This window comes from Klebsiella sp. CD33 (genome assembly GCF_051992865.1).
GTDB lineage: Bacteria > Pseudomonadota > Gammaproteobacteria > Enterobacterales > Enterobacteriaceae > Klebsiella > Klebsiella pneumoniae.
The window spans coordinates 2623813-2650478 of record NZ_CP197023.1; the positions used below are offsets into that span (position 1 = coordinate 2623813).

Consider the following 26666-nt stretch of genomic DNA (forward strand, 5'->3'; position numbering starts at 1 on the left):
GTGAGCTCCTTTTTTACCCCACTGTAGCGCGGCCGGCGGCTTTTCCCGACATAGCATTAACTTATATTGCCGCCCACCTATTGCGCTAACCCACTGAAACACAGTAATTTTATCACCTGCCGTTCGTACTTGAGATCTGAATATGCACACCAAAGCCCGTAAAGTGATGATTATTGGCGCCGGCAATGTCGGCGCGTCGGCGGCCTACGCCCTGCTCAACCAGAGCATTTGCGAGGAGCTGATCCTCGTCGACCTTAACCAACAGCGCGCTGAGGCCCACGCTCAGGACCTGAGCGACGCCGCGGCCTACCTGCCGGGGATGATGACCATCTCCACCCGCGAGGCCAGCGACTGCGCCGATGTCGATATCGCGGTGATCACCGTCTCCGGCGGCGCGCTGCGCCCCGGCCAGAGCCGGCTGGATGAACTGACCTCCACCGCGAAGATTGTGAAGAGCATTGTGCCGACGATGATGGCCAACGGATTTAACGGCATCTTTCTGGTGGCCACCAACCCCTGCGACATCATCACCTGGCAGGTATGGCAGCTTTCCGGCCTGCCGCGCAGCCAGGTGCTGGGCACCGGCGTCTGGCTGGATACCACCCGCCTGCGTCGCCTGCTGGCGCAGGAACTGGAGATTGGCGCCCAGAGCATCGACGCCTTTATCCTCGGCGAGCATGGCGATACCCAGTTTCCGGTGTGGTCGCACTCCTCGGTATATGGCACGCCAATCGCCGACCTCTACCAGCAGCGCACCGGCCTGCCGCTCGATCGCGAGGCGATGGCTGACAAAGTGCGCAAGCTGGGATTTGAGATCTACGCGGGTAAAGGCTGCACCGAATATGGCGTGGCAGGGACCATCGCCGAGATCTGCCGCAATATCTTCACCGGCAGCCACCGCGCGCTGGCGGTCTCCTGCATTCTTGACGGCGAGTACGAGGTCAGCGGCGCGGCGGCTGGGGTGCCGGCGGTGCTGGCCCAGGGTGGCGTGAAGCAGATCATTGAACTGCAGCTGGCCGGCGAAGAGCAGGCGAAGTTCAGCCAGTCGATCGCGGTGATCAAGGCCAATATCGCCCGTCTGCCCTGACGGCAGCCTGCGAGTCAGTCGGCAATGATCAGCTGCGGGGAAAGGGTCTCCAGCGCCTCGCGGGTTTTATCCGGCAGGTGGGCGTCGGTGACGATATCGGTCAACGACGCCAGCGGAGCGATGTTGAACAGTGACCAGGCGCCGTATTTGGAGCTGTCCGCCAGCAGGATACGCCGCCGGGCATTGGCCATCAGATCGCGCTTCAGGGCGGCCTTTTCCTCCGTCGGGGCGGTGATCCCCTTCTCAAGGTCCCAGCCGTTGCAGCTGACGAAGGCGAGATCGGGCCAGATGGTCTGCAGCAGGCGGCGGCCGTGATCGCCGATGCACGACTGGCTGCTGTCATCGATGCGCCCGCCGATAATCGTCACTTCGATCTGCTTAAATTCCGATAGGAACAGCGCGATATGTAAATCGCTGGTGATCACCCGCAGCGGCAGATGGGTGATCTGCCGCGCCAGCTCAATCATGGTGGTGCCGGCGTCAAGCACAATGGCGTCGCCGGCTTTCACCAGCGCTGCCGCCGCACTGGCGATAGCCTGCTTCTCAAGCGGACTGCGCTGGGCTTTCTCCAGCGTCGTCGGCTGGGAAGGAATAAACCGGTTCAGCGTCACCCCGCCGTGCGTTCGGCTGATCACCCCTTCCTGATCGAGTTTGATCAGGTCGCGGCGAATGGTGGCCGGCGAGGCGTTGGTCGCCGCCACCAGCTGGTCGACTGTCACCAGATTATGGCTTTTCAGGAAGTCCATAATCTGCTCTAACCGGTTATATCCCTTCATGTTATTCCTGCGCGATGTGCATGGCGAGCTCAATGGAGGTTGCCATGCTCTCAGACTTCGCTTTACCTGTCCAGGCAATATCAAACGCAGTGCCATGATCCGCGGAGGTACGGATAAACGGCAGCCCGGCGGTAATATTCACCCCGTCATAGAATCCCAGCAGCTTCAGCGGAATATGCCCCTGGTCGTGATACATCGCCACTACCATGTCGTACATGCCTTCGTGACACTGCATAAACACCGTGTCCGGCGGACAGGGGCCGGTCACCTCCACTCCCTTCGCCCGCATGGCGGCGACCGCCGGGGCGACGATACGGATCTCTTCATCGCCAAACAGGCCGTTCTCCCCGGCGTGCGGGTTAACGCCGGCGACCGCGATGCGCGGACGCGGATAGCCGACGCGGCGCAGAAAGCGATCCGCCACGCCAATCACCGTCTCAATCCGCGGCTGGTTTAGGGTATCGAGGAACTGGCGCAAGGAAATATGGGTAGTGATATGGATAACCTTAAGCTTCTCGGTATAGAGCACCATGGCGTAATCGGTAGTCTGCGTCAGGTGGGCCAGCAGTTCGGTATGGCCGGGATAAGCGTGCCCGGCGAGATGCAGCGCCTCTTTATTCAGCGGCGCGGTAGCGATGGCCGCGACCGCGCCCTCCAGCGCCAGCGCGGTCGCCCGCCTGATGCAGCGAAACGCGAGATCCCCTGCCTGGGCCTGGACTTCGCCAGGGCGCAGCCCCTGCGGGTCGCTGAGTGGTTCATCAATGACGTTGATGGTCGCTGGGGAAAAACTCGCCTCGGCGGGATGGTCAATAATGCGCAGCTCCGCACGCGGCGTGATATTTAGCGCCAGGATCCGCCGCAGCGTCTGCGCGCAGCCCACCACCACCACCGGCGCGCCGCTCAGCGCCCCCTCGGCGAGGGATTTGATAATAATCTCCGGACCAATCCCTGCCGGGTCGCCCATTGTCACTGCAATCATCTTAGACACTCAGTTTCTCCTCAATAAAATTCACAACATGTAACAGCGTGGTGTCGGTGCCGAATCCTCCGGCTTTGGTCATCACCGGCCGCGACCAGCGGCCGCCGAGAAAATGCCCGTATGGAACGCACTCCGCCACCCGGCCGCGGATCTGAAACCCTGTGGCGCCGAGCGCGTGCGCGACGGCGATGGCTACATCGCCGCCAGAGAGGTACAGGGCGCCCGGTGGGCACAGCGCCACCACCAGTGCCGTGACGTCGGCAAGCCAGGCGCAGATGTGCTCCCCGTAGGCGGCGCGGCTGAGACCGCGTTCACGGCACCGGGCTTCAATCCCGTGCCGGGCGGCGTGATTCGGGCGGGTGGTCACCACGCAGTGCTGGCCCTCACGCAGCGCCCCGGCGATCCGTGAAGCTTCCTCCTTCGGCGATCCGCTAAAGGCCTGTTCGACATCAATTTCAATCACCCGTACTCGGGAATGGACCTGCAGCGCAGCAACCTGACGCTGCGCCATCTCGCTCATCGAACCGACCACCGCCAGCAGCGGGCCCTGCTCGCTGCGGCGCAGGCGGCGAGCCAGCGCCTCGCAGAGACCCGCCGAGCCGACCAGCAGGGTCTCCCGCGCATGGGGCGCAACGGCGTCGATCACCTGGTCCAGATGGCTGTCTTCCCAGGCGTCGACAATCAACACTCGCTTTTCCTCGCCCGCCGTCGCTAATGCCGCCGGAAGCTGGCCAGCGTTCAGGGTCAGACAGGGAAGACGGCTCTGCATGGCGATAATTTCGCTAATCTCCGCCCGGCTCACCGGCGTTTTCGGATCGCTGGCAAATTCGGTCTGATCGAGGGGCACACCATGCACATAGCAGCGCCCGTCCCGGGTATGCCGCCCGGCTGCCGGATAAGCCGGGGCCACCACCGCCATCCGGCAGCCTTGCGCCGCCATCATTGCCTCCAGTTCGCCGCCGGGATTACCGCGCAGCGTGGAGTCAATCTTCTTTACCTGCCAGTGCGGGACGAATGTCGCCGCGCCGCGCAGCAGAGCGGCGACCTTGTCAGCCGCCGCCGCGGCGGTCATCGCCCGGCTGTCGCTGTTGAGAATTAATGCCCGGGCGGTTGATGGTTGTCCGGCGGTGAAGGCCACTTCCACCGACATACCCGCCTCCGCCAGGCTGACCCCGGCGTCATTGGCCCCGGTAAAGTCATCCGCCAGCACCAGCACTCTGTTATTGCCGTCGTTCATTGTCCTGCCTTGTAGTCGATAAAATCTTAAATTGATTATATTCAATCATATTTGATTAAATGTGAGCAAGCTCAAGTTATTAAGTTGCCGTATAAATTATAACTTTTCCCCATCAGATGAGTAGCAAGATTTATGAATGATTGAATTCAATCAATTACTACCAAGGAGAAACGCGTGGCGACGATACACAGCACAATCATCAGCGGGGCTGGCGCCTCATCGGCCCTGCTCCCGCTGCTGGCCGGTAAAACCTCAATCCTGCTGGTGACCGACAAGAACGTCGGGGCGCTGGAGGCAACCCAGGCGATTCATCGCCTGCTGGCGGCTGAAGGGCGTGAAGTTGAGGTCATTGACAGCGTGCCAGCTGAGCCCAACCATCACGATGTTACGCAGATCGTCAGCCAGCTGGGCGCCAGCCAGCCGCAGATGGTCGTTGGTATCGGCGGGGGGAGCGTACTGGATGTAGCAAAACTGCTGTCAGTACTTCTGCACCCTGAGGCGCCCTCGCTGACGTCCCTGCTGGCAGGCGAGCAGCCGCAACGACGAATTTGCTCATTGTTAATCCCGGCCACCGCGGGCACCGGATCCGAAGCGACGCCGAACGCCATTCTGGCGATCCCCGAGCAGCAGACGAAGGTGGGGATCATCTCCCCGGTGCTGCTTCCGGACTATGTCGCCCTGCTGCCGGAGCTGACCACCAGCATGCCGCCCAGCATCGCGGCGTCGACCGGAATCGATGCTCTGTGTCATCTGCTGGAGTGCTTTACCTCCACCGTCGCCAACCCGGTGAGCGATAACGCGGCGTTAATCGGTTTACACAAGCTGGTACGCCATATCGAGCGTTCGGTAAATCAGCCGCAGGATCTGACGGCGAAGCTGGAGATGCTCTGGGCCTCGTGGTACGGCGGCGCAGCGATCAACTATGCCGGCACTCACCTGGTGCATGCGCTCTCCTATCCGCTTGGCGGTACCTGGCACCTGCCGCACGGGGTGGCCAACGCCATTCTGCTGGCGCCCTGCATGCGGGTGGTCCGCCCTTACGCGGTGGCGAAGTTCGCTCAAGTCTGGGACCTGATCCCCGATGCAGATCGCACGCTCAGCGCGGAAGAGAAATCCCATGCGCTGGTCGCATGGCTGGCGGCGCTGGTCAAACGACTGCCGCTGCCGGACAACCTGGCCGCGCTAGGCGTGCCTCAGGAGAGTATTTCCGCCCTCAGCGCAGCGGCGCAAAACGTCAAACGCCTGATGAACAATGCCCCATGCAGCGTCAGCCGCGAAGAGATCGCGGCCATCTACCAAACGCTGTATCCAGAACATACCTAACAGGAGAAAGTTAAATGAGGAAAGCTATTAGCGGCGTACTCACCGCCATTGTCACTCCCTTTACCGCCGAGGGAGCGCTTAACCTGCCGGCGCTACGCCAGCAGGTGCAGCGGCAGCTCGCCGCAGGCAACGGTATTTTCTGCGGCGGCACCAACGGCGAGTTTTTTGTCCTCAATGAGGAAGAGAAGATCGCCGTCGCCAGAACCTGCGTGGAAGAGGCGGCCGGTCGCGCGCCGGTGGTGGCCCATATTGGGGAGGTTTCCACCCGGGAGACGCGCCGGCTGGGCCAGCAGATCGCCCGCCTCGGAGTTGACGCGGTATCGGCCATTACCCCGTGGTTCGTGCCCTTGAAGCAGGAAGAGCTGATTAACCACTATACGGCGATCGCCGACGCGCTGAGCGTCCCGCTCTTTCTTTACAACATTCCCGCCCGCACCGGGAACACTATTGCCCCGGAGACCGCGCGCCAGCTGGCCCGCCACGAGAATATCGTCGGCATTAAGGATAGCGCCGGCAGCTACGACAGCCTGAAAGGCTTTCTCGACGCGGTGCGCGATATCGACGGTTTCGACGTTCTGAACGGGCCGGACTCGCTTATCCATCAGGGATTTGTCGACGGCTGCTCGGCCTGCATCTCGGGGCTTGCCAACGTCGCCCCCGCTGAAATTAACGCCATCTGGTCGCGCTTTCACGCCGGGGATATCGCCGGATCGCGCCAGGCCCAGGAGCAGGTAACGGGCCTGCGCACCGATCTGTATAAAGTGGCGTTCTCGCCTGCGGCGGTGAAGAAAGCCCTGCAGCTAATGGGTCACGAGGTGGGCGACAGCCGCTACGCGGTGCAGTTTAGTGACCACCAGCTGCAGCAGATTAAAAATATCATTAACACCTACCTTCACTAATTTACGTATCCGCCCCGGCCATCACTGGCTGGGGCAAGGTCTTGTATTTGCGACGCTCATTGTCGCCAGTAAACAGGAAACGGTTATGAAAGTAATTTGCACCTCGCCCTCATTCGCCAAATACGACGATGCGCCCATTTTGGCACTGAAAGAGGCCGATCTTGAACTGGTCATGTTGCCTGCCGATGCCTCTATAGAGATGCTGGCTCAGCATCTGCCTGATGCCATAGCGATGATTGTCGCCTTCACCGACATCAATGAATCGCTGCTGGCAAAGGCCCCGAGGCTAAAAATTGTCTGCAAACACGGCGTTGGTGTGGATAACATCGATCTTAACGCTACACGTCAGCGCAAAATTTTTGTCACTAACGTTCCTGATGCCAACAAGCATGCGGTGGCCGATTTTGCTTTTGGCTTAATTCTCAATACTGCCCGCCAGATTTATCAGGCAATCAGTGAAACGAAAGCAGGCAACTGGCCTCGTATTTTTGCCACTGATGTATATGGCAAAACCCTGGGGATCGTCGGTTTAGGCCATATCGGTAAGGAAGTGGCGCGACGTGCGCGCGGATTCAATATGCGAGTGCTCGCCACCGACGCCTGGCCAGACAGAGAATTTGCACAACAACACCAGATTGAATATGTCTCACTGGATACCCTGACGGCGCAAAGTGATTTTATTAGCCTGCATACCCCTTTAACCCCGGAAACTGAAAATATGTTTAATGCCGCCCGGCTACAGCAGATGAAATCAGGGGCATTCCTGATCAATGTTTCCAGAGGCGGTATTGTTGATGAACAAGCGTTGTATGAAGCACTAAAATCAGGACACCTCGCCGGAGCCGCAGCTGACGTTTTTCTCGAGGAACCTTGCGCTACGCACCCTTTATTTACCCTGGCGAATTTTGCGCCAACATCTCATATTGCTGGATATACGGATGGCGCAATTAGCAATATTAGCGCGCGCTGCGTCAACAATATTATTACCTGCGTCTGTCGTGGTGAACGACCTGAAAACATTATGAATTCGCTGTAAATAACGAGGTGGGAAGCATGCCATTCCCACCAATATAACGAACATCTACTTAGAGCCGAATATATGAACACGACAGCTAACACTACTCGTATTCGCTGGTGGATAGCCGGGTTAATGTGGTTGGCTATTGCCATCAACTATATCGACCGGACAGTATTATCTGCCGCAGCCCCACATTTAATCGATGAACTGAAACTCGACCCCGAAATGATGGGGTTTATCATGGCGGCTTTTTTTTGGTCATACTCGTTATTACAGATCCCCGCCGGGTGGTTCGCCGATCGTTTTGGTCAGAAAAAAGGTCTTGGTTTAGCCGTCGCCTGGTGGTCAATTGCCACCTCGATGATGGGTGTTGCCACGGGTTTTAAATCACTTCTGGCACTGCGTCTGGCTTTAGGTGTTGGCGAGGCCGCCGCCTACCCCAGCAACGCAGGGATCGCCGCACGCTGGTTTCCGGATAAAGAACGTGCCACCGTATCCGGACTCTTCGATAGTGCGTCAAAATTTGGCGGGGCGATTGCCATGCCGCTTATCGTCTGGATGATCTACACCTTTGACTGGCGACTGACCTTTTTGATTATCGGCAGTGTGGGCATTTTATGGGTTATCGCCTGGTATTTTATCTATGCTGAAAACCCGGAAGAACACAAACGCATCAGTCCTTCAGAAGTGCGTATTATTCGTGATGGCCAAAAACAACATCACGGCGACAAAGCTGTATTGCCCATGAAATGGTATAAGCTCTTGCGTTATCGTAACATTTGGGCAATGTGCATCGGCTTTTTTACCATCAATTATACCTCCTATTTTTTTATTACCTGGCTCCCTACTTACCTGGTAAAAGAAAAAGGTATGGATTTTATTAAAATGGGAATGGTAGCCGCTCTGCCTTTATTATGCGGGATGGTGATTGAAGTTTTTGCTGGCTGGGCCTCGGATCGTCTGGTACATAAGAAAGTACTGTCTCTTACGGCTACCCGTAAACTGTTTTTGACTATCGGCTTGCTTATGGCACTTTGTATCGGCTTTGCACCATTTACCGACTCTGTGTTTATGACCGTCTTTCTCTTGTGTGTCGCAAAATCAGGCACGACGGTCGCCGCATCGCAGGTTTGGGCCTTACCGGGTGATGTTGCACCCAAAAATAGCGTCTCAATTGTCGCTGGGCTGCAAAATACGGTTTCGAATATGGGAGGCGCAGTCGGTCCTATCATTACGGGTGCGATCGTTGCTGCGACAGGCTCATTCAACTGGGCACTGATTTTCTCGGCCATTCTTGTCGTTATCGGGATAATCAACTACCTGTTCCTGATGGGTAAAATTGAACCTATCAATGACAAAGGTGGAAAATCACCCGTCCTTAACGCCGCAGAACAACATTAAGTCCAATCCGCCCGGTAGAGGACGCCACCGGGCGTAAACACATCGTTAACCTCGCAGGTAAACCGTTCCGCGCATATAGGTGGTGGCCTGGCCGCTAATCAGCACACGGTCGCCCTGCCACTGGCAGCGCAGGTCGCCGCCGCGAGCGGAGATCTGGCGCGCCATCATGGTGGTTTTCCCCAGCTTTTCGCCCCACCAGGGGATCAGCATGCTATGGGCGGAGCCGGTGACCGGATCTTCCGGCACCCCTTCTCCCGGGCAGAAGAAGCGGCTGACAAAGTCATACTCTTCATCCGGCGCGCTGACGCAGATCATTTTGCCAAGCGTTCGCAGCCGCGCCATATCCGGTCGCACCGCTTCAACCTGCTGGCGATCCGCCAGCACCACCAGATAATCGCGCCCTTCCCGAACTTCAACGGCGGCCTCGAGTCCCAACCCGGTCAGCAGATCCGCCGGCGGGTTTTCCACCGGGGAGGTCGACCACGCCGGAAAATCGAGCGTCAGCCAGTCGCCATTACGGGTGACCCGCAGCTCACCAACAAAACGGGTGCTAAAGAGAATCGTCGCCGAAGGATGGTCGAGATATTCGAAAATAACGTGCGCAGCGGCGAGGGTCGCGTGACCGCAGAGATTGATCTCAGCGAGTGTGGTAAACCAGCGCAGCTCATAGCCCTCGTCGGTACGGACAAAGAAAGCCGTTTCGGATTGATTATGCTGCTGGGCCATTTTCAGGAGCACATCGTCGGCTAACCACTCGCTGAGCGGGCAGACGGCCGCGGCATTGCCGCCAAAGTTTTTATCGCTGAAAGCATCGACCAGATAAAATTGAATTTCCTGCATACCCTGTCCTTACTTTTTTTACTTTCCTTCAACATGACATAAAAGCGTCCCCTTGACACTATCCATAGCAAAATTAATCGCTTAACCGCGGCCAGCCCCTTGCGATGAAATGAGACGCAGATCACAAAATGATTGTCTTTTCGCCAACAATCGTTTTAAGATCAGCGTCACATCTTTCCCTGAATCACCAGTCCAGAGCTTATGACTACGAATACGGTCTCACGCAAGGTAGCGTGGCTACGTGTCGTGACGTTGGCCATCGCCGCGTTTATTTTTAACACCACAGAGTTTGCCCCGGTCGGTCTGTTGTCGGATATTGCCGACAGCTTCGGCATGGAAACCGCCCAGGTGGGCATGATGCTGACCATCTACGCATGGGTGGTGGCGTTAATGTCGCTGCCGTTTATGCTGCTGACCAGCAAAGTGGAGCGCCGGTGCCTGCTTATCGGCCTGTTTATTCTGTTTATCGCCAGCCACGTCCTGTCGTTTTTTGCCTGGAATTTTGACGTGCTGGTGATTAGCCGCATTGGTATCGCCTTTGCGCATGCGGTTTTCTGGTCGATAACGTCGGCACTGGCCATCCGCATGGCCCCGCCGGGCAAACGGGCGCAGGCGCTGAGCCTGATCGCCACCGGTACCGCGCTGGCGATGGTGTTTGGTATTCCGATCGGGCGCATTATCGGCCAGTACTTTGGCTGGCGGATGACCTTCCTGGCGATCGGCCTCGGCGCGTTAGCCACCCTGGCCTGCCTCGTAAAACTGCTGCCGACCCTGCCGAGCGAACATTCTGGCTCGCTGAAAAGCTTGCCGGTGCTGTTCCGCCGCCCGGCGCTGGTCAGCGTGTACATTCTGACCGTGGTGGTGGTGACCGCTCATTATACCGCCTACAGCTATATCGAGCCCTTTGTCCAGACGGTAGCGGGCCTGAGCGGCAACTTTGCCACCGTACTGCTGCTGATCCTTGGCGGGGCCGGTATTATCGGCAGCATTCTGTTCGGTAAGCTCGGTAACCAGCACGCGTCGGGGCTGATAAGCCTGGCGATTGCCCTGCTGCTCGCCTGCCTGCTGCTGCTGCTGCCGGCCTCGCATAACCCGCAGCACCTGATGCTGCTCAGCATCTTCTGGGGGGTGGCGATCATGATTATCGGTCTCGGCATGCAGGTGAAAGTGCTGGCCTCCGCTCCGGATGCCACCGACGTCGCCATGTCTCTGTTCTCGGGTATCTTTAATATCGGCATAGGCGCCGGGGCGCTGGTCGGCAGCCAGGTGAGTCTGCATCTTTCCATGGCCTCCGTCGGCTACGTCGGCGCCATTCCGGCGCTGGTCGCGCTGGTCTGGTCGCTGATGATATTCCGTCGCTGGCCGGTATCGCTGGAAGACCATCAGCCGCACCACTCCTGATTCCGTCGCACAAAAAAGCCCGCCGGTATCGCGCCGGCGGGCTTTTTTTCTCTGCGCATCGCGGGCGGTCAGGGATGCCAGGTCGAAATGATCTCCAGCACGCCGTTAATAATAAACTGCACGCCCATGCAGACCAGCAGAAAGCCCATCAGTCGCGAGATGGCCTCGATGCCGCCTTTGCCAACCAGACGCATAATCGCGCCGGAACTGCGCAGACAAGCCCACAGAATCACCCCTAACAGCAAAAAGATGATCGGCGGCGCCGCCAGCACCACCCACTCCGGGAAGTCCACGCCGTGCTTAACGGTCGAGGCGGAGCTAATAATCATCGCGATGGTGCCCGGACCGGCGGTGCTTGGCATCGCCAGCGGCACAAAGGCGATATTGGCGGTCGGTTCATCCTGCAGTTCTTCCGATTTGATCTTCGCTTCCATCGAATCGTGGGCTTTTTGCTGGGGAAACAGCATGCGGAAACCGATAAAGGCCACAATCAATCCGCCGGCGATACGTAGCCCAGGTATTGATATGCCGAATGTATTCATCACCACCTGACCGGCATACCACGACACCATCAGGATGGCGAAGACATACACCGATGCCATTAACGCCTGTTTATTACGCTCGGCGTTGTTCATATTACCGGCCAGGCCAAGGAACAGCGCCACGGTTGTGAGTGGATTCGCCAGCGGTAAAAGCACCGCCAGGCCGAGCCCTATTGCTTTAAACAAATCGAACATAGTTAATTAAAGTCCCGTTAATATTCATTTTTTAAGAATGGTTTCATTCCGTGAGTATATCGGCTTCAACAAATTTGACGCCAGCCTGCTGATAAATCACTTCTGCAAAAAAATAACAAGCGTTAGAAAAATCATAAAGAGTGACCCACATCGTACTTTTCCATTTTAGCAAATCGTGGCATCGGCCAATTCATAATGTTGACTTATGATTGCCTGGGCAATAGTATCACTTGCAACTAATTACTTGCCTGGGCAACCATTATGAAAAGTACCAGCGACCTGTTTAATGAAATGATCCCGCTGGGCCGCTTGATCCAGATGGTTAACCAGAAAAAAGATCGCCTGCTCAATGACTACCTCTCACCTATGGATATTACCGCGACCCAGTTTCGCGTGCTCTGCTCCATTCGTTGCGAAGTATGTATTACCCCCGTTGAGCTGAAAACCGTGCTTTCCGTCGACCCGGGCGCGATGACGCGCATGCTCGACCGCCTGGCGTGCAAAGGCTGGATTGAACGGTTACCCAACCCCGCTGACAAGCGCGGCGTGCTGGTGCAGTTGACGCCGGACGGCGCAGCCCTTTGCGAGCAGTGTCATCAGGTTGTGGGTCAGAAGTTACACCAGGAGTTAACGAAAAATCTGTCGGCGGACGAAGTCGCCATGCTTGAGCAACTGCTCAAGAAGGTCCTGCCGTAAAAATAAGAAGAGGTAAGATGATGTCCAGACGTAATAATGACGCCATCACTATCCATAGTATTTTGTCGTGGATCGAGGATAACCTGGAATCGCCCCTGTCGCTGGAAAAAGTGTCTGAGCGCTCCGGTTACTCTAAGTGGCACCTGCAACGTATGTTTAAGAAAGAGACCGGCCATTCCCTCGGCCAGTACATCCGCAGCCGCAAGCTGACGGAGATTGCGCAGAAGCTCAAGCAGAGTAATGAGCCAATCCTGTACCTGGCGGAACGCTATGGTTTCGAGTCGCAGCAGACCCTGACGCGAACGTTCAAGAACTATTTCGATGTTCCGCCCCACAAGTATCGCATAACGAATGTACCTGGCGAATCCCGCTATCTACATCCGCTAAATAACTGATGTTAATCGCCTGCACTATAAAAGACGTATTGAGGAAATCATGAAACTATTCGCTGCCGCAGCTATCGTACTCTTGTCGCTGGCCTCCAGCCTCAGCTATGCGGAGCAAAACACCACGCCGGTGCGTCAAAACCAGCGTGATACAATGATTATCCCTTCCGAACATAATGATTCGCCGTTTGATTTCAATCATATGGCGGCTGGTAATGATAAATCTGACGAACTTGGCGTGCCGTACTACCAGCAGCACGACCTGTGATGCCATTACACGCATAATTGTGTATAGCCCCGTCTCCGGGGCTTTTTTTTATCCGCGCGCCATGCCAGGCCGCACCAAACGTAAGCCAAAGACATTAATGTAGAGCCCGGCCATAATCAGCACCGCCCCGGTGAGCTGCAGTCCGCTCAGCGTCTCCCCGAGCAGCAGCGCAGCGCTGGCCATTCCCACCACCGGCACCAGCAGCGACAGCGGCGCCACCCGCCAGGTTTCATACCGCCCCAGCAGCGATCCCCAGATGCCATAGCCGACGATAGTGGCGATAAACGCCAGATAAAGCAGCGACAGTATCGTTAGCAGATCGATGTGTTGCAGACTCGCCAGCATGGTCTGCGGGCCATCGATCAACAATGAGGCCAGCATAAACGGCAGCACCGGGATCAGCGCGCTCCAGACCACCAGCGACATGATTGGCGGCCGGCTCGCCTGGGACATTATTTTCTTGTTGAAAATATTGCCGCAGGCCCAGCTGAGCGCCGCCGCGAGGGTCAGCATAAAGCCCACCAGCGGCACATGCTCCCCGCCAAGGCTGCCCTCCACCAGCACCAGCACGCCAAAGATCGCCAGGGCGATCCCCGCCAGCTGCTTGCCCTGCAGACGTTCGCCAAATACGAAGGCGCCAAGGATGATGGTGAAGAAGGCTTGCGCCTGCAGCACAAGGGAGGCCAGCCCGGCCGGCATACCCAGGCCGATAGCGCAGAACAGAAAGGCGAACTGACCGAAACTTATGGTCAGGCCATAGCCCAGCAGCAGGCGCAGCGGAATAGCTGGCCGGGCGACAAACAGCAGCGCCGGGAAGGCGACCAGCATAAAGCGCAGCCCCGCCAGCATCAGCGGCGGCATATTGTGCAACCCCAGCTTAATCACCACAAAGTTAAGCCCCCACACCACCACTACCAGCAGCGCCAGTAGTCCATCTTTCCTCGTCATACCCCTGCCTCTGTCGTTATTGGAATTTTTGTGAACAAAATCAAAGTAGCGAAAAAGCGGCCGCCGGGATAGATCATTATTTTTGGCAGGCCCGGAAGTGCGCCCGTCGACCGCGATGACCTGTACAAGGCGTAATGACCGTGTTATTTGTGATCGAAGACATAAAATTATAACAACATGACAGGCAAGGAAATCATGATCACCACTCTCCGGCGCTCCACCATCGCGCTGCTGGCATCGTCGTTACTGTTGACTATCGGCCGCGGGGCCACACTGCCGTTTATGACCATCTATCTCACCCGACGCTTTCAGCTGGAGGTGGATGTGATTGGCTATGCCCTGTCGCTGGCGCTGGTGGTTGGGGTGTTGTTCAGCATGGGTTTTGGCATCCTCGCTGACAGGTTCGATAAAAAGCGCTATATGGTGTGGTCAGTGCTGGTGTTTATTCTCGGCTTCAGCGCAATACCGCTGGTCAATAACGCCCTCCTGGTGGTGATCTTCTTTGCGCTGATCAACTGCGCCTACTCGGTCTTTTCCACCGTCCTGAAAGCCTGGTTCGCCGATCGGCTGACGGCAGAGAAAAAAGCGCGCATCTTCTCGCTGAACTACACCATCCTCAACATCGGCTGGACCGTTGGGCCGCCCATCGGCACCCTGCTGGTAATGCACAGTATCAATTTGCCGTTCTGGCTGGCGGCCGCCTGCGCCGCCTTTCCGCTGGTGTTTATTCAGCTGTTTCTTCAGCGGGATGGCGCCGCCGCGGCCCAGCCGGGCGCCGCGCCCTGGTCGCCTTCGGTGTTGCTGCGCGACCGGGCGCTGCTGTGGTTTACCTGCTCCGGGCTGCTGGCCTCCTTCGTCGGCGGCGCCTTCGCCTCCTGTCTCTCGCAGTATGTGCTGGTGGTCGCCAGCAGCGATTTCGCCGAGAAAGTGGTAGCCGTGGTGCTGCCGGTCAACGCCGCGGTGGTGGTTGCTCTGCAGTACGCGGTTGGCCGGCGGCTGAGCGCGAGAAATATCCGCCCGCTAATGACCTTCGGCACCGTCTGCTTTGTGATCGGCCTTGTGGGCTTTATGTTCTCTGGCGCCAGCCTGTGGGCGTGGGGGATCTCGGCGGCGATCTTCACCCTCGGGGAAGTGATTTATGCCCCCGGGGAGTATATGCTGATTGACCATATTGCCCCGCCGGGGATGAAGGCCAGCTACTTCTCCGCCCAGTCGCTGGGGTGGCTTGGGGCGGCATTCAACCCGATGCTGACGGGGTTGATCCTCACCCATCTGCCGCACTGGTCGCTTTTTGTCATTCTTATCGTGGCGATTGTCGCCGCCTGGCTGATGATTTTCCGCGGGATCAATGCCCGCCCCTGGCAACCGGATTCTCCGCTGGCCAACGCCTGACGCCAGCTGGCATGCGGCTGTCAGGTTGCTGTCGGGTCGCTGTCGTGGTGGCTGGCGGCCCGGTTCACCATACTCCATCACAGGTTTACATCCGCAGAACGTTATGGAGCATACGAATATGAACAGCAACAATCAGGTCAAACAATTACGGCTGCAGCGCGCCTGGTCCCAGGAGCAGTTGGCCGAAATGGCGGGTCTCAGCGTCCGCACGATCCAGCGCATTGAGAATGGCGAACGCCCGGGGCTGGAGACCCTCAGCGCCCTCGCCGCGGTCTTTGAAGTGACGGTGGCCGAGATCGGCGGCAAAGCCCGGCGGGAAGACGCGCCGGGCCAGGAAGCCTCACTGGATCTGCGCATAGAGGAAGCCAAAGCGCGGGTGCATCAGGAGAGCCGCTTTTTCCGTTCGCTGTCGGTGGCGCTGGTGGTTTGCGTGCTGCTGGCGGTGCTTAACCGCTTCACTAATCCACAGTACTACTGGTCCGGCTGGGTCGCCCTGATCTGGGGCGCCCTGCTGGTGGTGAGAGGATTACGCCTGTTCGTGTTCGGCGAATGGATTAAAAACTGGCGCCAGGCGCGCCTGCAGCGGCTACTGCGCAAATAGGCCGCAAACCGGCGGCGCGACCGCCGCCGGCCTGGTCAGATGGTCACCATGGCGCGCACGCCGTCGCTCTCCATATCACCACCCTTGCCTTGCTGGACGATGGCGCCGCGCGACATCACCAGGTAGTGGTCCGCCAGCCCGGCGGCAAAGTCATAGAACTGCTCCACCAGCAGGATCGCCATGTCTCCGCGGCTGGCCAGCTGGCGGATCACTTCGCCAATCTCTTTGATGACCGAGGGCTGGATCCCCTCGGTGGGTTCATCAAGGATCAGCAGCTGTGGGCGGCTGGCCAGCGCGCGGCCGATCGCCAGCTGCTGCTGCTGGCCGCCGGATAAGTCACCGCCTCGCCGCTGCTTCATGGTCCTGAGCACCGGGAAAAGCTGGTAGATCTCCTCCGGCACCTGCTGCGCTTCGCGGGCGGGAAAGCGCGACAGCCCCATCAGCAGGTTTTCTTCCACCGTCAGGCGCGGAAATATCTCGCGCCCCTGGGGGACGTAGGCGACCCCAGCCTGCACCCGCTGGTGCGGTTTGCGATGGGTGATGTTCTGATCCTGCCAGCGTACCTCACCGCTGCGCGCCGGGATCAGCCCCATCAGGCATTTCAGCAGCGTGGTCTTACCGACGCCATTGCGCCCCAGCAGGCAGGTGACTTCGCCCTGGCGGGCGGAAAAATCCACCCCGCGTAAAATATGGCTGCCGCCGTAGTATTGATGTAGCTGACTCACCTGTAACATTGGCGCTCCTTAACGTCCCAGATAAACTTCAATGACCTGCTCATTGGCCTGCACCTCCCGCAGCGATCCCTCCGCCAGCACCTGGCCCTGATGCAGGACCGTCACCCGGTCGGCGATGGTCTCGACAAATCCCATGTCGTGCTCCACCACCATCAGGGAGTGCTGTCCGGCCAGCGTGCGAAACAGCTCCGCCGTATACTCCGTTTCCGCATCGGTCATGCCGGCCGCCGGCTCATCAAGCAGCAGCAGATGCGGCTCCTGCACCAGCAGCATGCCGATCTCAAGAAACTGTTTCTGACCATGGGACAGCAGACCGGCCTGGCGGTAGCGCTCGCCGTCAAGACGCAACAGGCGCAGCACCTCATTCAGCCGATCGTCCTGTTCGCTGCTCATCCGGGCGCGCAGGCTGGCCCACACCGATTTATCCCCCTTCATCGCCAGGGCGAGATTTTCCGCCACCGTCAGCGCTTCGAAGACCGTCGGCTTCTGAAACTTGCGCCCGATGCCCTGGCGGGCGATGGCCACCGGGTCAAGAGTGGTCAGATCCACCGACTGGTCATAGAGCGCTTTGCCGCTCTGCGGCCGGGTCTTGCCGGTGATCACGTCCATCAGGGTGGTCTTGCCCGCCCCGTTGGGGCCGATCACGCAGCGCAGTTCGCCGACGCCTATCGCCAGCGACAGATCCGTCAGCGCCCGGAAACCGTCAAAGCTGACGTTGATGTTCTCCAGCTGCAGCACCGGATCGGTTTGTTCGCGAAAGCGATCGCCGGGCAGCTGGCGGGTAAACAGTCCTTCATCCGGTTGCATTAGCGGTCTCCTCGACGCAGCAGGCCCATCACCCCGCGGGGTAAAAACAGGGTCACAATGATGAAGATGAGGCCGAGAAACAGCTGCCAGTACTCTGGCATCGCCACGGTGAAAATGCTTTTCGCACCGTTGACCAACCCGGCGCCAAGCACCGGGCCAATCAGGGTGCCGCGCCCGCCGAGCGCCACCCAGATGGCGGCCTCGATGGAGTTGGTCGGCGACATTTCGCTGGGGTTGATGATCCCGACCTGCGGGACATATAACGCCCCCGCCAGACCGCAGAGCACCGCCGACAGCGTCCACACCAGCAGCTTGAAGCCGCGCGGGTCGTACCCGCAGAACATCAGCCGGTTTTCGGCGTCACGTACCGCGGTGAGGATCCGGCCAAACTTACTCTGCGCCAGCGCCGCGCCCAGCCACAGGGTCAGCAACAGCAGCAAAACCGTGGCCATAAACAGGCTAGCGCGGGTGCCGGTGGCGGTGACCGGAAAACCCAGCAGCGTGGTAAAACCGGTGAAGCCGTTATTCCCGCCAAACCCGGTCTCGTTGCGAAAGAACAGCAGCATACCGGCATAGGTCAGGGCCTGGGTCATGATCGAGAAATAGACCCCTTTGATCTTCGAGCGAAAGGCAAACCAGCCGAAAACCAGGGCCAGCAGACCGGGAACCAGCACCACCAGCGCCATCGCCCAGGCGAAATGCTGCGTGCCCCACCAGAACCAGGGCAGCTCGCTCCAGGAGAGAAAAGACATAAACGCCGGCAGACCGTCGCCCGCCGCCTGGCGCATCAGGTACATCCCCATGGCGTACCCGCCGAGGGCAAAGAAGATCCCGTGCCCCAGCGACAGCATGCCCGCATAGCCCCAGACCAGATCCAGCGCCACCGCCACAATGGCGTAGCAGAGGATTTTGCCGCTCAGCGTCAGCAGCCAGCTCGGCACCGCCAGCGGATGCGAGGCTGGCAGCAGCGCCAGGAATGGCATACACAGCAGCCCCAGCACCAGCAGGATCCCCAGCCAGCGCAGAGGCCGCGGCGCGCGCTGCGCCAGCGTTAAGGTGATTGGTTGGCTCATTAGTCAATAACCCTCCCTTTCAGCGCGAACAGACCCTGCGGGCGTTTCTGAATAAACAGAATAATCATCACCAGGATCAGGATTTTGCCCAGCACCGCGCCCATTTGCGGTTCGAGAATTTTGTTGAAAATGCCCAGCCCAAAGGCCGCCGCCACGCTGCCGGCCAGTTGGCCGACGCCGCCCAGCACCACCACCAGAAACGAGTCGATGATGTATCCCTGACCCAGTTCAGGCCCGACGTTGCCAAGCTGCGACAGCGCCACGCCGCCCAGCCCGGCAATACCGGAGCCGAGGCCAAAGGCCAGCATATCCACCCGCCCGGTAGGCACGCCGCAGCAGGCGGCCATCGCCCGGTTCTGCGTCACGGCGCGGACGTTCATCCCCAGACGGGTGCGGTTCAGGATGAGCCAGGTAAAGCACAGCACCAGCAGGACGAACGCCAGTACCGCCAGCCGGTTCCACGGCAGGATCAGGTTCGGCAGGACCTGCACGCCGCCGGAGAGCCAGGCCGGGTTTGCCACCTCCACGTTCTGCGCGCCAAACAACATCCTCACCAGTTGGATAAGCATCAGGCTGATCCCCCAGGTGGCGAGCAGCGTTTCCAGCGGCCGACCATACAGATGACGAATAATGGTGCGCTCCAGCGCCATGCCGATCCCGGCGGTCACCAGAAACGCCACCGGCAGCGCGACCAGCGGATAAAAGGCCAGCCATTGCGGCGCGAGCTGCGCCAGCGCCTGCTGTACCAGCCAGCAGCTGTAGGCGCCGATCATTAACATCTCGCCATGGGCCATGTTAATCACCCCCAGCAGGCCATAGGTGATCGCCAGCCCCAGCGCGGCCAGCAGCAGCACCGAGCCCAGCGACAGCCCCATAAAGGCCTGGCCCAGCAGATCGCCGAGCAGCAGACGATGTTTGATCTTTTGCAGGCTATCGCTGGCCGCCTCGCGCACCGCCGCATCCGGCTCATGCTGGGCATCGGTAAAGGGGATCAGCAGCGCCTGGGTTTCCGGGTCCGCGGAATGGCCGAGCAGCGTCACGGCGGCCAGCCGCGCGCTGGCCTCAGGCTGAGCGAGCTGCAGGCGCGCCAGCGCCACCTCCAGCAGACCCCGCACATTATCATCGGTTTCCGCCTGCAGCCGCTGTTGCAGCAGCGCGGCCACGGCCGGAGTCGCTTCCCGCTGTAGCGTTCGTGCGGCGGAAGCTCTCTCCGTGACGTTGTCACTTAAAATAAGGTGGCTGGCCAGCGCGCCGGCAGCCAGATTGCGCAGCCGGTTGGTCAGACGGACCGGCCGGGTTTCACCCTGCGGCGCGGCGACAGCGCCCAATGGCTGTAATCCGCCCTGTCGGGTGCGGAAAGCATGTTTTCCGTCGTCCATCACCAGGCTCTCGGTGGTCAACGCCCGCAGCAGCGGCAGACGATCCGCCTGCGGCGCTGCCGCCCACTGGGTCAACAGCTGCGCCTGCTGGCTGCGACTGGCGGCAACGAAGTCGTCCGCCTCCGCGGCCTGCGCCCGCCATGGCAGCAAGGTCAGCAATAGCGCCAACACACTCATGAGACGCAATGCGTTCATGTCGTTCTCCTCTGGTCAGCGGCCGACGGGCGCGACGCTCCCGCCCCGTCGGCCGTGGCGCTTACTGGCTGACGGTTTTCACCGGATGGTCAGGTTTCTTATCATTACCGGGGATCCACGGACTCCACGGCTGCGCGCGAACGGGCTCATCGGTCTGCCAGACCACGTTGAACTGGCCGTTGCCTTCAATTTCACCGATCATCACCGGCTTATGCAGATGGTGGTTGGTGGCATCCATGGTCAGGGTAAATCCGGACGGCGCGTTGAAGGTCTGCCCGGCCATCGCCTCGCGTACTTTGTCAACATCGGTGGTGCCCGCTTTGGTCACCGCCTGCGCCCACATATGCAGGCCCACCCAGGTCGCTTCCATCGGATCGTTGGTCACCACCGTATCGGCATTCGGCAGCTTGTGCGCTTTGGCATACGCACGATAATCGGCGACAAAGGCTTTGTTGGTCGGATTATCGACGGACTCAAAGTAGTTCCATGCCGCGAGGTTGCCGACCAGCGGTTTGGTATCGATGCCGCGCAGCTCCTCTTCCCCCACCGAGAAGGCCACCACCGGTACATCGGTCGCTTTCAGACCCTGGTTAGCCAGCTCTTTGTAGAACGGTACGTTGGAATCGCCATTGATGGTGGAGACCACTGCCGTTTTGCCACCGGCGGCGAATTTTTTGATATTGGCGACGATGGTCTGGTAATCGCTGTAGCCGAACGGGGTGTAGACCTCCTCGATATCTTTGTCCTGGATCCCTTTGGCATGCAGGAAGGCGCGGAGGATCTTGTTGGTAGTGCGTGGATAGACGTAGTCCGTCCCCAGCAGGAAGAAACGTTTAGCGCCGCCGCCGTCCTCGCTCAGCAGGTATTCCACCGCCGGGATAGCCTGCTGGTTAGGCGCCGCGCCGGTATAGAAGACGTTGGGGGACATCTCTTCCCCTTCGTACTGCACCGGGTAGAACAGCAGGCCGTTCAGCTCCTCAAACACCGGCAGGACCGATTTACGCGAGACCGACGTCCAGCAGCCAAACACCACCGCCACTTTATCCTGGGCCAGCAGCTGGCGCGCCTTCTCGGCAAACAGCGGCCAGTTGGAGGCCGGGTCGACCACCACCGGCTCCAGTTTCTTGCCCAGCACCCCGCCTTTGGCGTTGATGTCGTCGATGGCCATCAGCGCGACGTCTTTCAGCGGCGTTTCGGAAATCGCCATCGTCCCGGAGAGCGAATGCATGATCCCGACTTTGATGGTGTCGGCGGCATAGGCCTGAAAGGAGAGACCCATAGCCATAACAGAGGCGGAGAGTGCAAAAGCTTTTAATAACGTTCTACGTTGCATGATTCACTCCTGAGTAGCGCAAAAAATAAAGAATTAACAGCTAACCAGAGGTGATAAGGCAAAAAAGGTGCCAGGTTGTGAAAACAGCAGGATGCGGCGCAGGTGGGCGATAGTGGCGAAGAGGATGGCAGCGTTGCCTCATCACGGTGCAACGCTGCGCTAAGAAAGCAATTACCAGACGTCGGCGGCGATGGAGGTCACCAGACGGACCTTTTGCCATTGCTGGTCTTCGCTGAGGGCATTCCCCTCTTCAGTGGAGGCGAAACCGCACTGCGGGCTGAGGCAGATCTGCTCGAGCGGCACGTACTGCGCGGCCTCGGCGAGACGCGCTTTTACCCCTTGCGGATTCTCCAGCTCGCCGTTTTTGGTGGTGATCAGCCCGAGGACCACCTGCTGGTGGCCGGGACGAATAAAGCGCAGCGGCGCGAAATCCCCGGAGCGGTCGTTGTCGTACTCCAGGAAGAAGGCATCGACATTAACGCCGCCAAACAGCACCTCGGCAACCGGCTCGTAACCGCCTTCCGAGATCCAGGTTGAACGGAAGTTACCCCGGCAGACGTGCAGGCCCACCGTCAGATCGGCCGGCTTACCCTCCAGCGCCTGGTTCAGCACCCGGGCATAAATACGCGCCAGCGCATCCGGATCCTCGCCGCGCTCGCGTACCTGCTGGCGCTGGGCATCGGAGCACAGATAGGCCCACACGGTATCGTCCAGCTGCAGATAGCGGCAGCCGGCGTCATAAAACGCGCGGATGGCGTCGCGCCAGGTGGTGGCCAGATCGTCGAAGTAGTCGCTAAGATCCGGGTAGACCGTGGCATCGATATCTTTCCGCCCGCCGCGGAAGTGCAGCACGCTCGGGCTGGGAATGGTCATCTTCGGCTGCGCGTCGCCGCTGATGCTTTTCAGATAGCGGAAATCCTCCAGCATCGGGTGGTCGCCAAACGCCAGCTTGCCGGTGACGCGAACGCCGTGCGCTTTGGTCTGCACGCCGTTGAACTGGATCCCCTGCTCGGCATCGTAACGTTCAACGCCCTGCAGGCCATCGAAGAAATCGAAATGCCACCATGCGCGACGAAACTCACCGTCGGTGACCACATGCAGGCCGCAGTCACATTGCTGCTGAACCAGATGACGGATCGCGTTATTCTCAATCTCGCGTAGCTGAGCGGCGTCGATAATCCCCTCAGCCAGCTGCTGACGCGCCTGTTTAATGCTGTCCGGGCGCAAAAAACTGCCGACGATGTCTGCGCGGAACGGGGCCTGTTGACGTTGCATGCTGTCTCCTTAGCGGTGGGCGCGTTAGTTGCCCACCGTGATAGTTCATTATTTGAATTTTTAGACTTCTGGATGGCTATATGTCCAGATACTGGCATGCAGAGTGGTGGGTCGCAAACGAGAATATTTCATGGTACATGAAAAATTTTCATTTACCGGAAACAAACGCATAGCCCTCATCTTCCCAGCCGGTGAGTCCGCCGAGCATCATTTTCACCGGCCGCCCCAGCTCGGCCAGCTTCAGCGCGGCAACGTCAGCGCCGTTGCAGTGCGGCCCGGCGCAGTAGACCACAAAGAGGGTCTCCGCCGGCCAGGCCGCCATTCGCTCGGCGGTGATCTGGCTGTGCGGGAGATGCTGCGCGCCTGGCAGGTGACGTCTGGCGAAGGCTTCCTCGCTGCCGACCACGTGCAGCAGGACAAAGTCGACCTCGCCGGCACGCTGGGCGCTGTGCACATCGACGCAGTCGGTCTCAAGATGCAGCTTATGGCTGAACCAGCGGATAGCCTCAGCGGAGGTGGCGGGGGGAAATTGGGTTACTACACTCATGGCGTCTTCTCCTTGTCTGTGATAACACTACTTTACTGACGCCCATCACCCTGATCTGCCGACAACCATGACAGAAAACGCTAACATCCTGACAACCCCTTCTGTGACACCGTCACGTCATCAGGTGGTCGCCCTCGCCTACGATGGCCTGTGCACCTTTGAGTTTGGCGTAGCCGTGGAGATCTTCGGCCTGCCGCGCCCGGAAATGGGCAACAACTGGTACCAGTTCGCCGTCGCCGCGATCGATGAAGGTCCCCTGTGCGCTACCGGCGGCATCCGCCTGATGACCGACGGCGGTCCTGAACTTCTCGCCCAGGCGGATACGATCGTGGTCCCCGGCTGGCGCGGCGTCGACGCCCCGGTCCCCGAGGCGCTGTGCGCCGCGCTGGCTTCCGCCCACGCCCGCGGATGTCGGATTATTTCTATCTGTTCCGGGGTGTTCGTTCTCGCCGCCGCCGGGCTGCTCAATGGCCGCCAGGCGACAACCCACTGGCGCTACACCGCGGCGCTGCAGTCCCGTTTTCCGCAGATCCAGGTGGTGGAGGACGTCCTTTACGTGGGCGATGCTTTGCTGATGACTTCCGCCGGCAGTGCGGCGGGGATCGACCTTTGTCTGCATCTGGTGCGCGAAGATTTCGGCAGCGAAGCCGCCAACGTCGTCGCCCGCCGCCTGGTCGTCTCACCCCATCGCGACGGCGGTCAGGCGCAGCAGGTCCTGCGCCCGGTAGCCCGCAGCCGGGAGAGCCTGCGCCTCGGTCAGCTGTTTGACTATCTGCACCAGCATCTTGCCGCCAGCCATACCGTCGCTTCCCTCGCCCAGCGCGCCGGCATGGGGACGCGCACCTTTTTGCGCCGCTTTGAGGAGGCCACCGGTAAAACGCCCGCCCGCTGGCTGCTGGAGGAACGACTGCTGCGCGCCCGCCAGCACCTGACGGAGAGCACGATGGGCATCGATCAGATCGCTGAGCGCTGCGGGTTTGCCAGCGCCGGCACCCTGCGCCACCATTTTCGCCAGCACTTCGCGCTCAGCCCGCTGCAGTACCGTAAACAGTTTACGCCTTCTCCGATTGCAAAATCGTCGCAGCCACGGACAATAGACGGCCACAGTAAACCGGTCGCCAGGAGGGTCGATGATGAAGAAAGAGTGTCGGGTAGTGATCTATAAAGAGGGGCTGCTGGGCAGTCTGTTTTTTGGCGAAGCCAAGGCCGACCCTGACAAAATGAGCCAGTTTCTCAGCAGCTATACTCGTGAGGGATGGGAAGTGAAAACCATGTCGGTGGAGCGCCGCCGTACCGCCCTGTTCTGGTCGCGGGAAGCGTATCTTTTCGTGCTCGAACGCCCCCTCTGACAGCCTGCGCCTGGTTTACACGTTTAAGCCAGGCGTTTCTAAGCGTCAGCTTTCAGGGCTGACGGATATAGCCCTGCTCCTGCATTTTCTGCATGCCTTCCTCGCTGGCGCAGACCATGCCGGTAGTCAACATGGCAAATCCAAAACGCTGATAAAACGTAATTTTATCGGCCACCGCATAGATAAATATTTTGCCAAAGGGCAGGAGTTGCTCCCGGATGGCCAGCATCAGCTGTTGCCCGTAGCCCTGTCCCTGACGAGCGGGGACGATCGCCACATCCGCCAGATAGCTGCTCCAGGTGCAGTCGCTGATGGCTCGCGCCACGGCAATCAGCTGACCGTTCTCATAGCCAAACCAGCAGAAGGTACTCTGGCGGAACGCCTGCTCCAGTTGCTGAACATCACGCTCATTCAGCCCGGCCTCGGCGATGATCGTTCGCACTCGCTGCCAGTCCACCCGCGCGATCGCCTCTTTACCCTCAATCACCATCATGACCTTGTCTCCCGTCGTCTCCCGGAAGCAAGATCTAGCATGCCGCGGCAGGATATGCCAGATGGAAAGCCGGACTGAAGCAGTCGGTACAGGGTGGAAGGGGCAAAAAAAAACCGCCATATGACTGGCGGTAAATCAATGCTTGCATGGATAGATTGTGTTTTGCATTTTTCGCAGACAGATAAGCTTTACCTCTCTACGTTTGCTGCCGAAGTTAGCATGCTCAACTTCAATAAAGCCTCAACGACCAGCAGCTAAAGCTTCTCCACCAGCGCTTTCAGCTGCGCCAGGGTCTGCTGCCGGTCCTCCGCGGCGGCGACAGGCCAGGCCGACTGGCGCACGATGAGCCGGGTCGGCAGCAGCTCGCGGATCCGCAGCTGCGGGGCCGCCATCAGGGCAATCAGCCGCTCCACCGCCCTTTTGCCCAACAGATCGAAGTCCTGCGCCACCGTGGTGAGCGGCGGCTGGAAGTAAAGGCTGTCGGCGGTGTCATCGTAGCCGGTCACCGATACCGCCTGGCTGCCGCTGCGATTGAGCTGGGCCAGCGCACTGAGCACGCCGAGCGCCATCTGATCGTTTGCCACCACTATGGCGCTGATCCGCGGCTGCAGGTGGAGGAGCTCGAAAGTTTTCTGCCAGCCGCTGGCGGCGCTCCAGTCGCCAAACACCGTAGTAGAGCGGGCAATATTCAGACTGTGCAACGCCTCGCGCCAGCTGGCGAGACGCAGACGGGCGGAAACCGAACTTTCCGGTCCCGCCAGCAGACCAAATTCGCGATGCCCCAGCTCCCACAGGTGGCGCACGCAGGCCCCGCAGCCGTCGCGATGGTCGAAGCGCACGCAGCAGACATCGGCCTCCGGGGAGACATCGAGAAACAGGCAGGCCATATCCGGATTGTCTTGCACCAGCCGCTCGGCAGTGGCGCTCTCCAGCGGCAGACTGACGATCACCCCGCGAATATGCTGAGCGCGCAGCTCGTCCAGCCGGGCCTGCAGCGCGACAAAATCAGCCTGCGCCGGCATCGCTATCGCCACTTCCAGCTGATGCAGGCTGGCATGGCTCTTTATCGCGGCGGCGATCTGCGAGGGGGCGTGCAGCGTCAGCGAGGCGGTAATCAGCCCGATGGAGGGCGCCGCTTTGCCGGCAAGCAGCTGCGCCGAGCGGTTAGGCACATAGTGCAGCGCCTGCATCGCGCGGATCACCTGCTCGCGGGTGCGGGCTGACACCACCTCAGGACGGTTCAGCACCCGGGAGACCGTCTGCTGGGACACGCCCGCGGCGCGGGCGACATCCTCCAGGGTTGCGGTACGACGCGGCATCTTTTCTCCTCAGCAATAACAATGTCGTGCGCTAACATTTTATGTTTAACGCGCGACAAAAAACAGCGCTTCGCCCCCGCTTTCGTGATCGTCTGTTAATTTCGATTCCCCCGAGATTGCTGGACAAAACAAATTACCCGATAACGTTAATCATCCTGTTTAGCGAACGACAA

General features: G+C 59.4%; 29 protein-coding genes. 13 read left to right on the forward strand and 16 right to left on the reverse strand.

Going from position 1 to position 26666, the window contains the following annotated elements:
• The first annotated feature begins 142 nt into the window (after nt 1–142).
• Entirely contained in the window at nt 143–1087 is a 945-nt protein-coding gene (locus ACR809_RS13105) for an L-lactate dehydrogenase (RefSeq protein ID WP_122051328.1), read from the forward strand.
• A gap of 14 nt (nt 1088–1101) precedes the next feature.
• Here ACR809_RS13105 and ACR809_RS13110 read toward each other — a convergent pair whose 3' ends face one another.
• The 3 genes from ACR809_RS13110 to dtnK are packed head-to-tail and all read right to left on the reverse strand — an operon-like array spanning nt 1102 to nt 4079.
• On the reverse strand, nt 1102–1863 hold the full coding sequence (locus tag ACR809_RS13110; protein WP_002904489.1) for a DeoR/GlpR family DNA-binding transcription regulator: 762 nt from the start codon (nt 1861–1863) through the stop codon (nt 1102–1104).
• A 1-nt stretch (nt 1864) separates the two neighbouring features.
• Nucleotides 1865–2851: a D-threonate 4-phosphate dehydrogenase gene (locus ACR809_RS13115; RefSeq protein WP_004151623.1), complete on the reverse strand. Its 987-nt coding sequence runs from the start codon at nt 2849–2851 to the stop codon at nt 1865–1867.
• Complete coding sequence (gene dtnK / locus ACR809_RS13120; protein WP_064162072.1) at nt 2844–4079, reverse strand: D-threonate kinase; 1236 nt, start codon at nt 4077–4079, stop codon at nt 2844–2846. Before dtnK ends, ACR809_RS13115 begins: the two co-directional genes overlap by 8 nt.
• Nucleotides 4080–4253: 174 nt before the next feature.
• Between dtnK and ACR809_RS13125 the strand changes: the two genes are divergently transcribed.
• The 4 genes from ACR809_RS13125 to ACR809_RS13140 all read left to right on the forward strand — a co-directional run bounded on the left by ACR809_RS13125 (nt 4254) and on the right by ACR809_RS13140 (nt 8720).
• Nucleotides 4254–5402 (forward strand): iron-containing alcohol dehydrogenase, encoded by a 1149-nt coding sequence (locus tag ACR809_RS13125; RefSeq protein WP_064151573.1) that lies wholly within the window; start codon nt 4254–4256, stop codon nt 5400–5402.
• Between the two features lie 14 nt (nt 5403–5416).
• Nucleotides 5417–6301, forward strand: a complete 885-nt coding sequence (locus tag ACR809_RS13130) for a dihydrodipicolinate synthase family protein (protein ID WP_004179772.1) — start codon at nt 5417–5419, stop codon at nt 6299–6301.
• Between the two features lie 85 nt (nt 6302–6386).
• A complete protein-coding gene (locus ACR809_RS13135; protein WP_020802418.1) occupies nt 6387–7337 on the forward strand; it encodes a phosphoglycerate dehydrogenase in 951 nt (316 codons plus the stop codon).
• A gap of 63 nt (nt 7338–7400) precedes the next feature.
• Complete coding sequence (locus tag ACR809_RS13140) at nt 7401–8720, forward strand: MFS transporter (protein WP_122051329.1); 1320 nt, start codon at nt 7401–7403, stop codon at nt 8718–8720.
• A gap of 45 nt (nt 8721–8765) precedes the next feature.
• Here ACR809_RS13140 and ACR809_RS13145 read toward each other — a convergent pair whose 3' ends face one another.
• Entirely contained in the window at nt 8766–9560 is a 795-nt protein-coding gene (locus ACR809_RS13145) for a PhzF family phenazine biosynthesis protein (protein WP_023280050.1), read from the reverse strand.
• A gap of 201 nt (nt 9561–9761) precedes the next feature.
• On the opposite strand from ACR809_RS13145, the gene ACR809_RS13150 reads away from it, so the two are divergent.
• A complete protein-coding gene (locus ACR809_RS13150) occupies nt 9762–10961 on the forward strand; it encodes a sugar transporter (RefSeq protein ID WP_122051330.1) in 1200 nt (399 codons plus the stop codon).
• A gap of 68 nt (nt 10962–11029) precedes the next feature.
• Here the strand turns inward: ACR809_RS13150 and ACR809_RS13155 are convergent, their stop codons facing one another.
• Entirely contained in the window at nt 11030–11698 is a 669-nt protein-coding gene (locus tag ACR809_RS13155; RefSeq protein ID WP_002904403.1) for a MarC family NAAT transporter, read from the reverse strand.
• 43 nt (nt 11699–11741) lie between these two features.
• Nucleotides 11742–11870 (reverse strand): hypothetical protein, encoded by a 129-nt coding sequence (locus ACR809_RS13160; protein WP_004217987.1) that lies wholly within the window; start codon nt 11868–11870, stop codon nt 11742–11744.
• A gap of 89 nt (nt 11871–11959) precedes the next feature.
• On the opposite strand from ACR809_RS13160, the gene marR reads away from it, so the two are divergent.
• Genes marR through marB form a run of 3 tightly spaced genes read left to right on the forward strand, consistent with a single transcriptional unit; the run spans nt 11960 to nt 13048 of the window.
• Entirely contained in the window at nt 11960–12394 is a 435-nt protein-coding gene (marR, locus tag ACR809_RS13165; protein WP_004143563.1) for a multiple antibiotic resistance transcriptional regulator MarR, read from the forward strand.
• A gap of 20 nt (nt 12395–12414) precedes the next feature.
• Nucleotides 12415–12789: an MDR efflux pump AcrAB transcriptional activator MarA gene (gene marA / locus ACR809_RS13170; protein ID WP_002904397.1), complete on the forward strand. Its 375-nt coding sequence runs from the start codon at nt 12415–12417 to the stop codon at nt 12787–12789.
• A 40-nt stretch (nt 12790–12829) separates the two neighbouring features.
• The gene (gene marB, locus ACR809_RS13175; RefSeq protein WP_002904394.1) at nt 12830–13048 is read left to right on the forward strand and encodes a multiple antibiotic resistance protein MarB; all 219 of its coding nucleotides are present in this window, start codon (nt 12830–12832) and stop codon (nt 13046–13048) included.
• Between the two features lie 48 nt (nt 13049–13096).
• Here marB and eamA read toward each other — a convergent pair whose 3' ends face one another.
• Nucleotides 13097–13996 carry an O-acetylserine/cysteine exporter gene (eamA, locus tag ACR809_RS13180; protein ID WP_004143566.1) on the reverse strand — a complete coding sequence of 300 codons (900 nt, stop codon included), beginning with the start codon at nt 13994–13996 and terminating at the stop codon, nt 13097–13099.
• A 195-nt stretch (nt 13997–14191) separates the two neighbouring features.
• Between eamA and ydeE the strand changes: the two genes are divergently transcribed.
• Nucleotides 14192–15388, forward strand: a complete 1197-nt coding sequence (gene ydeE, locus ACR809_RS13185; protein ID WP_004176243.1) for an efflux MFS transporter YdeE — start codon at nt 14192–14194, stop codon at nt 15386–15388.
• Nucleotides 15389–15506: 118 nt separating this feature from the next.
• Nucleotides 15507–15989 (forward strand): helix-turn-helix domain-containing protein, encoded by a 483-nt coding sequence (locus ACR809_RS13190; protein ID WP_025368136.1) that lies wholly within the window; start codon nt 15507–15509, stop codon nt 15987–15989.
• A gap of 35 nt (nt 15990–16024) precedes the next feature.
• Here the strand turns inward: ACR809_RS13190 and urtE are convergent, their stop codons facing one another.
• The 7 genes from urtE to ACR809_RS13225 form a co-directional block, all read right to left on the reverse strand.
• Nucleotides 16025–16723: an urea ABC transporter ATP-binding subunit UrtE gene (urtE, locus tag ACR809_RS13195; protein WP_004176246.1), complete on the reverse strand. Its 699-nt coding sequence runs from the start codon at nt 16721–16723 to the stop codon at nt 16025–16027.
• A 9-nt stretch (nt 16724–16732) separates the two neighbouring features.
• The gene (gene urtD / locus ACR809_RS13200) at nt 16733–17530 is read right to left on the reverse strand and encodes an urea ABC transporter ATP-binding protein UrtD (protein WP_004190223.1); all 798 of its coding nucleotides are present in this window, start codon (nt 17528–17530) and stop codon (nt 16733–16735) included.
• Nucleotides 17530–18603 carry an urea ABC transporter permease subunit UrtC gene (gene urtC / locus ACR809_RS13205; protein ID WP_004151617.1) on the reverse strand — a complete coding sequence of 358 codons (1074 nt, stop codon included), beginning with the start codon at nt 18601–18603 and terminating at the stop codon, nt 17530–17532. Before urtC ends, urtD begins: the two co-directional genes overlap by 1 nt.
• Nucleotides 18603–20177 (reverse strand): urea ABC transporter permease subunit UrtB, encoded by a 1575-nt coding sequence (urtB, locus tag ACR809_RS13210; protein WP_048969034.1) that lies wholly within the window; start codon nt 20175–20177, stop codon nt 18603–18605. Before urtB ends, urtC begins: the two co-directional genes overlap by 1 nt.
• Nucleotides 20178–20238: 61 nt before the next feature.
• The gene (gene urtA / locus ACR809_RS13215) at nt 20239–21510 is read right to left on the reverse strand and encodes an urea ABC transporter substrate-binding protein (protein ID WP_004224704.1); all 1272 of its coding nucleotides are present in this window, start codon (nt 21508–21510) and stop codon (nt 20239–20241) included.
• Between the two features lie 171 nt (nt 21511–21681).
• Nucleotides 21682–22785: a cobalamin-independent methionine synthase II family protein gene (locus ACR809_RS13220; RefSeq protein ID WP_002904248.1), complete on the reverse strand. Its 1104-nt coding sequence runs from the start codon at nt 22783–22785 to the stop codon at nt 21682–21684.
• 148 nt (nt 22786–22933) lie between these two features.
• Nucleotides 22934–23332 carry a rhodanese-like domain-containing protein gene (locus tag ACR809_RS13225; RefSeq protein WP_122051331.1) on the reverse strand — a complete coding sequence of 133 codons (399 nt, stop codon included), beginning with the start codon at nt 23330–23332 and terminating at the stop codon, nt 22934–22936.
• A 67-nt stretch (nt 23333–23399) separates the two neighbouring features.
• On the opposite strand from ACR809_RS13225, the gene ftrA reads away from it, so the two are divergent.
• Nucleotides 23400–24497 carry a transcriptional regulator FtrA gene (gene ftrA, locus ACR809_RS13230; RefSeq protein ID WP_040225970.1) on the forward strand — a complete coding sequence of 366 codons (1098 nt, stop codon included), beginning with the start codon at nt 23400–23402 and terminating at the stop codon, nt 24495–24497.
• On the forward strand, nt 24466–24681 hold the full coding sequence (locus ACR809_RS13235; protein WP_004205985.1) for a DUF4177 domain-containing protein: 216 nt from the start codon (nt 24466–24468) through the stop codon (nt 24679–24681). The genes ftrA and ACR809_RS13235 overlap by 32 nt, the downstream gene beginning before the upstream one ends.
• Nucleotides 24682–24733: 52 nt before the next feature.
• Here the strand turns inward: ACR809_RS13235 and ACR809_RS13240 are convergent, their stop codons facing one another.
• The gene (locus ACR809_RS13240) at nt 24734–25174 is read right to left on the reverse strand and encodes a GNAT family N-acetyltransferase (RefSeq protein WP_004176252.1); all 441 of its coding nucleotides are present in this window, start codon (nt 25172–25174) and stop codon (nt 24734–24736) included.
• A 254-nt stretch (nt 25175–25428) separates the two neighbouring features.
• Nucleotides 25429–26493, reverse strand: a complete 1065-nt coding sequence (locus ACR809_RS13245) for a LacI family DNA-binding transcriptional regulator (RefSeq protein WP_004183956.1) — start codon at nt 26491–26493, stop codon at nt 25429–25431.
• Nucleotides 26494–26666: the final 173 nt, after the last annotated feature.